The organism is Erwinia aphidicola (assembly GCF_024169515.1).
In the GTDB taxonomy this organism is placed as follows: Bacteria; Pseudomonadota; Gammaproteobacteria; order Enterobacterales; family Enterobacteriaceae; genus Erwinia; species Erwinia aphidicola.
In genome coordinates, this window is the sequence record NZ_JAMKCQ010000001.1 from 4,646,924 (window position 1) to 4,660,022 (window position 13,099).

Genomic DNA, 13,099 nt, shown 5'->3' on the forward strand with positions numbered 1-13,099 from the left:
TCAGCCAGCCACATCCCGCTTACTTCAGACGGTACGCCACCACGGCATCACCCTCTTTGGTGCCCAGCGAACCGTGACCACCGGCCGCAATCACCACGTACTGCTTGTTGTCGCTGCCCATATAGGTAGAAGGCGTCGCCTGCCCACCCGCTGGCAGCTCGGTCTGCCACAGCAGCTCGCCGCTGTTAATGTCATAGGCGCGGAAGAAGTTATCCGCCGTTGCGCCATGGAACACCACATCACCCGCCGTGGTTAACGGACCACCGTGCGCCACCATCCCCATCGGGAAACCGATTGGGAAACGGCCCGGCAGGAACGAGGTTTTCAGATTTTTAGTGGTACCTACGCGGCGCATCCACTCGGTTTTACCGGTAGACAGGTCAACGCCCACCATACGGCCCCACGGTGGCGCGATGCACGGGATCCCCAGGCTGGAGGAGAGCTGCTGAATATGAATGGCATAATCGCCGTCAAAGTTCTCATTCCAGTACGGCGTGCCGTCCTTGGTGAACAGGCGCTGTTTAGCATTTTCCGCGTTACGTTTGATCAGGTTGTACTTATAGGCCAGGCGTACCGGCGAAGCGATCAGGATCTGGCGCTCAGGGTCAACCGCCACCGAGCCCCAGTTAAACACCCCGATATTGCCTGGGAAGACAATCGAACCGCCTTCGGTCGCTGGCGTCCACGGGTTGCCGTCGTAGCGCAGGGATTTAAAGTCGATGCGGCAGGCCATCTGGTCGAACGGCGTGATGCCCCACATTGATTTTTCGCTCAGCGGCTGCGGAATAAAGTTCAGCGCGGAGACCGGCTGCGTTGGCGAATACTTCTCGCCAGCAATACCTTTAGTAGAAACGTCTTTCTGATTGATCGGATACACCGCCTCACCGGTCAGACGATTAAGCACAAACAGGTTGCCGGTTTTGGTCGGCAGGATCACCACCGGCTGTTTCTTGCCCTGGTAATCAATATCCAGCAGCGACGGCTGTGATGGATTATCGCGGTCCCAAAGGTCATGCTTCGATGACTGGAAACGCCATTTAAAGGCACCGGTTTTCAGATCCAGCGCCACCAGCGTGTCGCGGAACTTCTCGGTGTTGCTGTCGGCATTACGCTCAATCCCCACTTCATCCGGGGAGGCATTACCAAATGGAACGTACACCAGGCCATTTTTCAGGTCAGCGCTCAGCGTGGCCCATGCTACCGGCGTATCCTGCGGATAGGTGGCGTCAGCCGCAATCGGCTGAGTGTTTTCCGGGTTAGCCGGATCAAAGTTCCACACCAGGCGACCGGAAGTGGCATCGTAAGCGCGGATCACGCCAGACGGATTACCGCTGTTGAAGCCGTTATCCATCACCGACCCCCCGACAATCACCAGATTGCCGGCTACCAGCGGTGCCGCAGTCTGCATCAGCGCATGCGGGCGCACGGTACCCATATTGGCATGCAGATCGACCACGCCGTTGTTGCCGAAGTCGGCACACAGTTTACCGGTATCGGCATCCAGCGCGATCAGTTTGGCATCGTTGCTGGCGTTAAAGATACGCTTGCGGCAGATAGCTGGGCTGGCCGCGCCGGTGTCTGCCTGGGCCTGCTGGCCGCCGTCGTAATAGCTCACGCCGCGACAGGTCTGGTGCTGTTGCAGGTAAGAAGCCTCTTTCTTCGGCTGATATTTCCATTTCAGCGCCCCGGTTTCCGGGTTCAGCGCGTGAATTTCATTGTGCGGCGTACAGAAATAGACGCTGTTGTTAACCTTCAGCGGGGTCGCTTCAAAGGTGTATTCGGAAGCATCATCGCTGGCGCGCAGATCGCCGGTATGATAAGTCCAGGCCACCTGCAGGTTGCTGACGTTATCGCGGGTGATCTGCTTGAGGTCGGAGAAGCGCAGGCCATTGCTGGTCCCGCCGTAGGCTGACCAGTCACTGCCTGCCACCTCGGTACTGCTGCCCTGACGCTGGGTGGTGATGGTGCCCGCTTTCGGATACGGGTCATAGAACATCATCCCCACTACCAGCGCGATAATCAGCACCAGGGTGGTACCGAGGAACGGATGGAAGCGGCGTTTTTCAGCTTTATACAGCGGGCGAACCACCCACGGCATCACCAGCCAAAGGCCGATCACACCAATGATATCCCCCCGTGGGATCCACTGCCATTTGTCGAAGCCGACTTCATAAATTGACCACGCGACCACCAGCCACATCAGCACGGCATAGATGGAAAGCGCAATTTTTTTGTTCATAAACAGTGTGATAGCGGTAGCCAACAGGCCAACCCCGATAATCACATAGAATGGCGACCCTCCCAGCATCAGGAGTTGGGCGCCCATGTACAGCATAGCGATTGCAATGACCGCGATGACAATACCGGTGAGTTTGTTAAGCATTGGTATCCCTTAGTGTTAATCAACGTAATTATTTTCTGACAAATAATTACATGCACTATACATTAAATTAACTAAAAAAATCTGATAAAAACCCAAACGGATTTTAGATCGCAGGAATAACCACCGCCGTCAGAACAAAAAAAAGCCCCGCACTAAGCGGGGCGTGTTCAGCAGTGAAGCCAGCGGTTAACGCACGATCAAGCCGAGCAGGATCCCGACCGCGCCGAAGTCGGAGTCGCTGAAGGTGGTGTTCGCCAGGCCAATGCTGCCCAGTACCGGCAGCAGGAACACCGGAATAAAGGTGATCAGCAGGCCGTTGGTGAACGCACCGAGGATGGCGCCGCGACGCCCGCCCGTTGCATTACCGAATACTCCGGCGGCCGCGCCGACGAAGAAGTGCGGCACCACGCCTGGAATAATTACCGTCATGTTCAGCGCATACAGCAGAAACATGCCCAGCACCCCGGCCACAAAGCTGCTGAGAAAGCCAACCAGTACTGCGTTCGGCGCATACGGGAACACCACCGGGCAGTCGAGCGCCGGTTTGGCGTTCGGCACCAGCTTGTCGGAAATCCCTTTAAACGCCGGAACGATCTCTGCAATCACCATACGTACGCCCTGCAGCACGATATAAACCCCGGCGGCAAAGGTGATCGACTGCATTAGCGAGAACATAAACCAGTTTTTGCCACCCGCGTTCATCTCTTTCACCGTTGACGGACCGGCCACCAGGCAGGTGAAGATAAAGATGAAGAACATGGTAAAGGCAATCGCCACCGGCGTGTCGCGCAGGAACAGCAGGCTTTTCGGCACTTCCATATCTTCGGTCGACTTCTCTTTATTGCCGAACTTGCTGCCGATCCATGCAGAGAGCAGCTGAGAGATCGCCGAGAAGTGACCGAACGCCACATCATCCGAACCGGTTACCTTTTTCATGTACGGGTGAATGATGGCCGGGAAGAACACCATCGACACGCCGACCACCAGCGAACCGACGGCGATCAGGGTGGCCCCCTTCATGCCCGCCGTAGCCAGAATCACCGCCACCATCATCGACATAAACAGCGTGTGGTGGCCGGTCAGGAAGATGTATTTCCACGGCGTAAAGCGCGCAATCGCAATGTTAATCACCATGGCGAAGAACATGATCATCGCCATTTCCGTGCCGAAGCTCTTCTGCGCTACCGCCACGATCGCTTCGTTATTCGGCACCACGCCCGGGATCCCGAAGGCATGATGGAAGATAGCGGCGAAGTCGCCGAGCGAGGAGACAATCAGCCCGGCGCCCGCACCGAGGATCAGGAAGCCCATCACGGTTTTCACCGTGCCTTTGATCACTTCGGTCGCCGGCTTTTTCTGCGCCACCAGACCGATCAGTGCAATCAGCCCCACCAGGATGGAGGGCTCAGACAGCACGTCGCTCATTAAAAAACGGAAAAATTCCATTTCTGGCTCCCTGTTATAATGCGCCGAGTTCGGTCAGCGCCGCTGCGATACGCTCTTTCATCGCCACTTTGTCCACCATGTTTTTCAGGGAGACAATTTTGCCGCCAACCTGCTGAGCGACTAATTGCTCGGCAATATCGGAGGTGCCGACGAAGATATCGCTCTGGGTGCCTTTGGCTGAGCCAAGATCGACATGGTCAACGTCAGCGTTGACACCCAGATCTTTCACAATGCTTTTGATGCTCATTTCCATCATCAGGCTGGTGCCCAGGCCGTTGCCACATACCACGGTGATTTTCATTTTGTGTCCTCTGGTGTTTATCAATAACGCGAAATAATGGATAAAATCTCTTCAACCGTCGTCGCAGCCATCAGTGACGCGGTATCTTCAGGGGTATCAAACAGCTGTGCCAGCGCGGTAATAATACCGATATGGCTGTTGCTGTCGGTCGCGGCCAGCACAATCAGCAGGTGCACCGGGTCGTTACCGTCTGAGTCAAAGTTCACCCCCTGCTGCACCACGGTCAGGCTGACTCCCATTTTGTGGGCGCCGTCTTCCGGGCGTGCATGAGGCATAGCGATACCGGGGCCAACCACGTAATATGGGCCGATGGCTTCGTGCGAGCGGAAAATGGCGTCTACGTAGCGCGCTTCCACCGTGCCGTTATCAAGCAGCGGCTGGCAGGAAAGCGTGACGGCGTGACGCCAGTCGGTGCAGGCGGGAACAATCTGGACAACATCAGCGGTCAGTAATTCTTTCAGCATTTCAGGTCACCTCTCTCTCATCGCCCGAGCAGAGTAGTGCCAGTAACGCTGGAATAATGTGACGAATATCTAAAAAGATAACGCTAACTGTTATAACTATCACTAAATGTGATCGGCTTATCATCCGCCGAAGAATAAGTTGTTGCCTGAAGGTTGGCGCGGCACACTGCGCGCATGTTTAAAGTTACGAAAGGGTCAGGCACGCCTGACCCTACATGTTCTGCGTAGGGGCGAGGCACGCCTGACCCTACATGTTCTGCGTAGGGGCGAGGCATGCCTCGCCCGGATTAAGAAGGGAGAAACCAGGATGCGAAAGCGGCGAAGTAGCGGTCGCGTGACACTGCAGGATGTGGCCGACTATGTCGGCGTCGGCGCGATGACGGTGTCGCGCGTCATGCGCACGCCGGAGCTGGTTTCTGAAAAGGTGCGCAGCAAAGTTGAGCAAGCCGCACGCGCACTGGGTTATGAAGCCAACCCCGACGCCAGCGACATCGCCAGCAGCAGCGCCAGCCGCGTCACCTTGCAGGACGTGGCGCGCCACGCCGGTATCGGCCCGATGACGGTCTCCCGCGCGCTGCGTGACCCTTCTCTGGTCTCTGACGCCTCGCTCAAAAAGGTGCAGCAGGCGGTCACAGAGCTGGGCTACGTACCGAACCTTGCCGCCGCCTCGCTGGCCTCCAGCACCCTGCATACCGTCGCCGTGCTCTACCCCTTTCAGCACGATCGCGCCAGTACGCGCTTTATTCAGGCGCTGCAACAGACGCTGAGCAAACAGCCTTTCCAGTTAATCATGGCCTGCCACGAGTATCATCAGTACGGCGAAACGCCGCTGGTGGAGAAGCTGCTGCAGCACCGCCCTTCCGCGCTGGTGCTGTTCGGCGCGCAGCTGGCGAGGAAAACCGCCGATCTGATTGAGTCCAGCGAACTGGTGACCGCCAACGTCTGCGGCGCCGAGCGCTTTAACGCCGATATCACGCTGGATATTGCGATAAGCGATGCCGCCGAACGCTTGACCCTCCACCTGCTGGATAAAGGCTATCGCCGCATCGCTTTTATCGGCGCGCAGACCGACAACCGCCTGCACAAGCAGCAGCTTAACGGCTGGCACAAGGCGATGCTGGCGCACTATCAGAACGCGGACCTGATGATCACCGTGCCGGACGCACCGAGCCTGCAGTTTGGCCGCTACGCCCTCGGCCAGCTGCTACAGAATCAGCCGGACCTCGATGCGATTATCTGCAGCCATGAAGAGATTGCTTTTGGCGTGCTGGCCGAGTGCCAGCGCCGGTTGCTGAAGGTGCCGTACGACCTGGCGGTCGCCTGCCTGGACGGCTCCAGCAACTGTGACCACACATTTCCGGCGCTGACGTCGATGCGCCTCAATTATGAAAAACTTGGCCAGCAGGTCGGCGAGCGGCTAATGGCGATGCTGGATGACGCCCCGCAGCCGCTGGCCGAGCAGGCGAAGTTTACCCTCGAGCCTGGCGCCAGCAGCTGAAGGATTACTCCAGCTTTTCGTGGCTGATGACAAAAAGCCGGTGTGGATGATAATCGCGGTCTTCCCCCCAGCCATATTGCGCCCAGTGGTCGTAAAAATCGTCCCAGTTGGGGATAACACGCAGGGGGCGATCGTCGAAACTGCCGTCAGACAGGTAGACATGGTATTCAGGCTGCGCCAGAGCCCAGGCAATCATCCCCTCCCAGAAGCGGCGGCCATCGCCGGTATGCTCGCTGTCGGAAACCACGATGGAATAGCGCTGAAGAAAATAGCGGAAAAAGCGCCGGGCGAGACCATGAACCGCCTCTTCGTGCTGAGGCAACACGCTGCGCCACACCATAATCTGCGTACAGCTGCGCCGCGAAGGGACGATAGTGTCCAGCAGCAGTAGCTTGACGGCATAGACGGTTTCCGGCTCCGCGCCTTCTTTAATCAGGCGATACTGATCTTCACGCGATGATTGCAGCAGGCGATACCCCGGCGGCACCGCGTAGTCAGGCAGGTCAAAATCATGCGACCCGCCATCGATAAATGCCTGGGTATGCTGGGTATTCTTCCCTGTTGATGTCCGGCTGAGTTTGTCATCGAACTCCGCCGACGGAATAAGTAGTGGCATCCCTGTCTCCCTCACTGATTTCTGCATCCTTTCCCCTCCTGTGGCATAAAAAACGTTGCGCAGGCGGGCCTCTATTTCCAACCTAAGCCCTGCTGCTACTTTTAGCAATTATGCTTTTTTTTTATACAGCGCGCCTCACAAATTTCCGGCCAGAAGAGAAAAAAGTTCACTGGTAATAGCCGTTTATCACCATCTTCAGTTAGTCTGTTTGCCATGGTGCAAACGATCCAAGGAGATATTATGACTCAACCCGTAGCGCGATCCCTGACGGTTAACGAGGCGCTGGACGCCCTGGATAGCCAGTACAACGCGGCGGTCGATGCCCTGCGTGATGCCATTACCGCATTTATCGCTAACGGCGCCCTGCCGGATGCGGCACGCCGTGCCGCCGGTCTGTTTGTCTACCCGCAGCTGCGCGTCAGCTGGAACGGCGTTGCCCCCTCGCAGCGCCTGACCCGCGCCTTTGGCCGCTTTACCCGAGCCGGCTGCTACAGCACCACCATTACCCGCCCGGCCCTGCTGCGCCACTATCTCAGTGAACAGCTGTCGATGCTGACCAGCGAATATCAGGTCACCATTGAAGTGCTGCCATCGCAGCAGGAGATCCCCTTCCCGTATGTCATTGACGGTTCCGGGCTGGCGCTGGATCGCAGCATGAGCGCCGGGATCGCCCAGCACTTCCCGACCACCGAGCTGTCACAGATTGGCGATGAGAATGCCGACGGCCTGCTGCCACCGGGGGAAACTTTCCCGCTGTCGCACTTCGATGCGCTGCGCACCGACTTTTCGCTGGCCCGCCTGCGCCACTACACCGGCACCCCAGTGGAAGACTTTCAGCCCTACGTGCTGTTTACCAACTACACGCGCTACGTTGATGAGTTCGTGACGTGGGCCTGCGCGCAGATAGCCGACCCGGCCTCGCCGTACGTGGCCCTCTCCTGCGCGGGCGGCACCACGCTGACCCACGACACGCCGCACCCGGAGCAGACCATCTCCGATCTGGCATGGAAAAAACATCAGATGCCCGCCTGGCACCTGATTGCTGAAGACGGCCAGGGCATTACGCTGGTCAATATCGGCGTTGGCCCGTCAAATGCTAAAACCATTTGCGACCATCTGGCGGTGATGCGCCCGCACGCCTGGCTGATGATTGGCCACTGCGGCGGCCTGCGTGAGAGCCAGACCATTGGCGATTACGTGCTGGCGCACGCCTATCTGCGCGATGACCACGTGCTGGACGCGGTGCTGCCGCCGGATATCCCGATCCCGAGCATTGCCGAAGTGCAGCGCGCGCTGTACGACGCGACCAAGCAGGTCAGCAACATGCCGGGCGAAGAGGTGAAACAGCGCCTGCGTACCGGAACGGTAGTCACTACCGACGACCGTAACTGGGAGCTGCGCTACTCCGCTTCCGCGCTGCGCTTTAACCTCAGCCGCGCGGTGGCGGTAGATATGGAGAGCGCCACCATTGCCGCACAGGGTTACCGCTTCCGCGTTCCTTACGGCACGCTGCTGTGCGTCTCCGACAAACCTCTGCACGGCGAGATCAAGCTGCCGGGCCAGGCGAATCGCTTCTACGAAGGGGCGATTTCCGAGCATTTGCAGATTGGCATCCGCGCGATTGATCTGCTGCGCGCCGAGGGCGACCGCCTGCACTCGCGCAAGCTGCGCACCTTTAACGAGCCGCCGTTCCGTTAAGCCTGCTGTGACACCTGTCGCTGTTACAGGTGTCACATTTCCTTCTTGTGTCACTCCCTCTCCCCTCTGCAGAAACAGAAATAAACAAATAGAATCAGTAAATTACCAAAAAAGCACTTTATGGCACGCTTTTCGCACTATGTCGCCCTGAGTTCCTGCACCGGCCGCTGACTGCGGCGATGGACAGGTTTTCTTGTTCCACTCTCAAGGGAAATATGATGAAAGCAGCACGTTGGTATAAAGCGCACGATATCCGCATTGACGACATCGAGGAGCCGCAGGTATCCGCAGGCAAAGTCAAAATCAAAGTGGCGTGGACTGGGATCTGCGGTAGCGATCTGCATGAGTACCTCGCCGGCCCCATTTTCGTCCCGGTCGATAAGCCGCACAAAATCAGCCATGACATCGCCCCGATTGTGATGGGCCACGAGTTCTCCGGCGAAGTGGTCGAGGTGGGCGCAGGCGTCAGCAAATTTAAAGCAGGTGACCGCGTGGTGGTGGAACCGATCCTCGCCTGCCGCGAGTGCGAGGCCTGCCGCGAAGGCAAATATAACCTGTGCGGCGACCTTGGCTTCCACGGTTTATCCGGCGGCGGCGGTGGTTTCTCCTCTTTTACGATGGTTGACGAGCATATGGTGCACCGCATGCCGGATGGCCTCTCTTACGAGCAGGGTGCGCTGGTCGAGCCTGCCGCCGTGGCGCTACATGCGGTGCGCATGAGCAAGCTGAAAGCCGGGGATAAAGCGGCGGTATTCGGCGCGGGCCCGATTGGCCTGCTGGTGATTGAAGCGCTGCGCGCGGCGGGTGCTTCTGAGATTTACGTGGTGGAGCTGTCGCCGCAGCGCGCTGAGAAGGCGCTTGAGCTGGGCGCCAACGTAGTGATTGACCCGAGCAAGCAGGACGCAGTTGCCACCATCCGCGACCTGAGTAAAGGCGGCGTAGACGTGTCGTTCGAAGTGACCGGGGTGCCGGTAGTGCTGAAACAGTGTATCGACGCCACCCGCTACGAGGGCGAAACCATTATTGTCTCTATCTGGGAGGGCGAAGCCTCATTCCATCCCAACAGGGTGGTGCTGGCCGAACGCAACGTGAAGGGTATTATTGCCTACCGCCATATTTTCCCGGCGGTGATGGAGCTGATGACCCAGGGCTACTTCCAGGCCGATAAGCTGGTAACTAAGCGCATTGAGCTGAACGATCTGGTGACCGAAGGTTTTGAGGCACTGGTGAAAGAGAAGAATCAGGTAAAAATCCTGGTGCGCCCGCCGCAGTAACCGCTGCTATAGGGTCGACCTCTGCGGTCCCCCCCAGACATTGATCTGAATATTATCGCGGGATGACAGGTGCACGGTTTCAGGAGGGGGGCTGAGCTCAGACCGGTTTGCGGACGTTTAGCGATGGAAGTTATTTCTGGAGATAACTCAGGCTCTACCTTTGTCGCCACTTCCATCGATAACAGCCTGAACTTTTAAGTAACCAATTGATAATCCGCCGGGGCCTGCTGCATTTCTTTGCTACTTTCATTTAATCAGATTTTAAAAAGATGAAGAGGCCGCAGGATCATTATGAGTAAGAAAAATCATCGTACAGTGCCTGGGGTACATCCATATGACGGGCCCGCAGGCGGCTGGGGAGCACTCAAGGCCACCGCCATTGCCGTTAAAAACCAGATGGATACCTTCAAAGCGCCGCCCACTTTGATGCGCACAAACCAGCCAGAAGGCTTTGACTGCCCCGGCTGTGCCTGGCCGGATAAGGACCATGGTTCAACCTTCCAGTTTTGTGAGAACGGCGCCAAGGCCGTCACCTGGGAAGCCACCACCAAACGCGTGACGCCGGCATTTCTTGCAGAAAATACCGTGACCTCCCTGCTGAAGCGAACAGACTTCGAGCTTGAGGGATATGGCCGGTTAACCACGCCACTGCGATACGATGCAGCAAGCGATACCTTTAAAGAAGTGAGCTGGGACGAAGCATTCAGCCACATCGCCAAAGGTCTGGCAGCGCTGCAGCCCGACGAAGTCGAGTTTTATACCTCCGGCCGGGCATCAAACGAAGCTGCCTACCTGTTTCAGCTGTTCGCTCGCGAGTATGGAACCAACAATTTTCCTGACTGTTCAAACATGTGTCACGAAGCGACAAGCGTAGGCTTGCCGCAGTCGATAGGTATCGGTAAAGGCACTGTCTCACTGGACGACTTTGATAGCGCAGAGCTCATTCTCTCTATGGGCCACAATCCGGGGACCAACCACCCGCGTATGATGGGGACGTTGCACGAGCTGGCGCGCCGCAAAGTCCCCATTATCGTCTTTAACCCAATGCGTGAACGCGCGCTTGAGCGTTTCGCCGATCCGCAGAATGTCATGGAGATGGCCACTTACGGCTCGACTGACATCGCCTCAACTTACTATCTGGTGCGCGCCGGAGGCGACTCGGCTGCGCTAAAGGGCATCGCTAAAGCGGTACTTGAAATTGAGGCCGAAACAGGCGCGGCGCTGGATCATGATTTTATCAACGAGCACACCGAAGGTTTCGAGCGCTTTGCAACGGACATTCATGCCACTTCGTGGCATTCAATTGAGCATGACTCCGGTCTGAAGCAAGCGGAACTTCGCAGCGTGGCAGAAGCCTATGTCAAATCGAAAGCCACCATCCTGACCTACGGCATGGGCATCACCCAGCACAACCGCGGAACGGACAACGTACGCCTGCTGGTTAATCTGTTGCTGATGCGCGGCAATATCGGTAAACCCGGTGCTGGCGTTTGTCCGCTGCGAGGTCACTCTAACGTCCAGGGCAACCGCACCGTAGGGATCACTGAAAAGCCCGGCGCTGATTTCCTCAGCAAGCTGCAGAACGTATTCGGATTTACTCCGCCCGCTCAGCACGGTCACGATGCGGTGCAGGCGATGCAAGCCATGGTAGAGAAAAGAGCTAAGGCACTGATTTGCCTTGGCGGTAACTTTGCGGTGGCGTTACCCGATCCTGATGTCTCCTTTGCGGCGATGCGTGAACTTGAGCTCAGCGTCCACATCGCCACCAAACTTAACCGGACACATCTTCTGACCGGGAAAGAGACGTTGCTGCTGCCTTGCCTCGGACGCACTGAACTTGACGAGCAATCCGGTATCCGGCAGTCGGTCACCGTTGAAGACTCGATGTCGATGGTGCACGCCTCCTCCGGTAAGCTCAAGCCTGCATCGCCACTGCTGCGCTCTGAACCTGCGATAGTCGCCGGGATGGCGAAAGCTTCCTTGCCGGATACACGGGTTAACTGGAGTGAACTGGTTGCCGATTATGACCTCATCCGGGAGCTGATCGAAAAAACCATATCCGGTTTTGACAACTATAACGCGCGTATTCGTCATCCCGGCGGTTTCCAGATGCCGCTTCCACCGAGAGAGCGCATCTGGCCCACTCAATCAGGAAAAGCGGTGTTTTCAGTCTACCAGGGCACTCATGAGGATTTATCCGTTGAGGGTGAGGACGTGCTGCGGCTCATTACATTGCGCAGTCACGATCAGTACAACACCACAATCTACGCTTTAGACGACCGCTATCGTGGCGTATTTGGCCGCCGCGATGTGCTATTTATGTGCGATTATGACCTTGAGCGTCTGGGCCTGGAACATGGTGATGTCGTCGATCTTGAGTCAGCGGTACCGGGCTACCACATGCGCCTCGAATCCATGACGGTAGTGCGTTACGCTATTTCACCGGGGTCGATTGGCGCCTACTACCCTGAAGCTAACGTACTTATTCCGCTCAACTATATCGACAAGGAAAGCGGCACACCATCCTATAAATCTGCGCCTGTTCGCATCACTCTCAGGTCGCACGAAATAGCTAAAACGCCAGTGGGTTGAATCGTCGGGATAATAGATGCGGCAGGCGAATTGTCTGCCGCATATTCAACTTATGGCGTTGACCGCATTTCAATTTTAAAACGGGGCGTAAAATCGAATAAAAAAGACGGCTGAAGCGTTTACACGATACTCACTCTGAGGATTATCAATATGACTCGTTTCATGCATGCCATCGCCCTGGGCTTTTTGTTCCATCCGCTTTGCTTATACGCCAGCCCGGTCAGCTACCGTATCGACACTCAAAACACGACAATTTCCCTCTCATGGCATGCATTTGGCAGTGTCTCTGAAGCCAGCATGGGAAAGGTGACGGGAGGAATTACCCTGGATGCAGGAGATGAAAGGGCGGACCGTATCGACGTGACCATTCCGGCCGCGACCCTTGAGGCTTCCAATAGCCTGTTAACTTATCAGATGAAAAGCCGTCCCTTTTTTGATGCAGAGCGCTATCCGAACATCTCTTTCACCAGCAGTCGCCTTGTGGCACTGGGAAACGGACATTTTCGCTTGTTTGGCAAGCTGAAAATCAAGAACGTCACGCGCCCGGTGATCCTTGATGCCTCACTGGATGGGAAAAAGGCGGTATCCTCCAGTACTGAGATCCTTGTTATGCATGCTTCAACAGCGATTTCGCGTTCAGCATTCAATATGGACAGCTTTGCCGCACTGGTGGATGACACGGTAACAATTAATATTGAAATTCAGGCCCGTCCGTATCAAAGCGCATAGTGACAAAACTGCCCATACAAGATATTTGAACGGGCGGCGATGAGCGAGAAGCGCAGTTGCTTTTGTAGCCGACCGAACCCTAAGCTAAACAGACCGAC

The 13,099-nt window shown here is 56.7% G+C and carries 10 protein-coding genes; 5 read left to right on the forward strand and 5 right to left on the reverse strand.

The window, feature by feature from the left end; translation table 11 throughout:
* Positions 1-19: 19 nt before the first annotated feature.
* From J2Y91_RS21645 to J2Y91_RS21660, 4 genes are all read right to left on the reverse strand, one after another.
* Complete coding sequence (locus J2Y91_RS21645) at positions 20-2,383, reverse strand: membrane-bound PQQ-dependent dehydrogenase, glucose/quinate/shikimate family (protein ID WP_133623343.1); 2,364 nt, start codon at positions 2,381-2,383, stop codon at positions 20-22.
* Between the two features lie 186 nt (positions 2,384-2,569).
* Entirely contained in the window at positions 2,570-3,829 is a 1,260-nt protein-coding gene (gene ulaA / locus J2Y91_RS21650; RefSeq protein WP_048915635.1) for a PTS ascorbate transporter subunit IIC, read from the reverse strand.
* 13 nt (positions 3,830-3,842) lie between these two features.
* Positions 3,843-4,130: a PTS sugar transporter subunit IIB gene (locus J2Y91_RS21655; protein WP_048915634.1), complete on the reverse strand. Its 288-nt coding sequence runs from the start codon at positions 4,128-4,130 to the stop codon at positions 3,843-3,845.
* A 20-nt stretch (positions 4,131-4,150) separates the two neighbouring features.
* Positions 4,151-4,594, reverse strand: coding sequence for a PTS sugar transporter subunit IIA (locus J2Y91_RS21660; RefSeq protein WP_133623342.1), 444 nt, complete (start codon positions 4,592-4,594; stop codon positions 4,151-4,153).
* A 307-nt stretch (positions 4,595-4,901) separates the two neighbouring features.
* On the opposite strand from J2Y91_RS21660, the gene J2Y91_RS21665 reads away from it, so the two are divergent.
* Positions 4,902-6,092, forward strand: a complete 1,191-nt coding sequence (locus J2Y91_RS21665; protein WP_133623341.1) for a LacI family DNA-binding transcriptional regulator — start codon at positions 4,902-4,904, stop codon at positions 6,090-6,092.
* A gap of 4 nt (positions 6,093-6,096) precedes the next feature.
* On the opposite strand, the gene J2Y91_RS21670 is transcribed toward J2Y91_RS21665, so the two are convergent.
* A complete protein-coding gene (locus tag J2Y91_RS21670; protein ID WP_413449767.1) occupies positions 6,097-6,735 on the reverse strand; it encodes a hypothetical protein in 639 nt (212 codons plus the stop codon).
* A gap of 213 nt (positions 6,736-6,948) precedes the next feature.
* Between J2Y91_RS21670 and J2Y91_RS21675 the strand changes: the two genes are divergently transcribed.
* The 4 genes from J2Y91_RS21675 to J2Y91_RS21690 all read left to right on the forward strand — a co-directional run bounded on the left by J2Y91_RS21675 (position 6,949) and on the right by J2Y91_RS21690 (position 13,001).
* Entirely contained in the window at positions 6,949-8,406 is a 1,458-nt protein-coding gene (locus tag J2Y91_RS21675) for an AMP nucleosidase (protein WP_048915630.1), read from the forward strand.
* A 218-nt stretch (positions 8,407-8,624) separates the two neighbouring features.
* On the forward strand, positions 8,625-9,680 hold the full coding sequence (locus J2Y91_RS21680; RefSeq protein WP_133625042.1) for a 2,3-butanediol dehydrogenase: 1,056 nt from the start codon (positions 8,625-8,627) through the stop codon (positions 9,678-9,680).
* Between the two features lie 291 nt (positions 9,681-9,971).
* Positions 9,972-12,272, forward strand: a complete 2,301-nt coding sequence (locus J2Y91_RS21685) for an FdhF/YdeP family oxidoreductase (RefSeq protein ID WP_133623338.1) — start codon at positions 9,972-9,974, stop codon at positions 12,270-12,272.
* Between the two features lie 150 nt (positions 12,273-12,422).
* Positions 12,423-13,001 carry a YceI family protein gene (locus J2Y91_RS21690; protein ID WP_253539320.1) on the forward strand — a complete coding sequence of 193 codons (579 nt, stop codon included), beginning with the start codon at positions 12,423-12,425 and terminating at the stop codon, positions 12,999-13,001.
* The last annotated feature ends 98 nt before the right edge of the window (positions 13,002-13,099 follow it).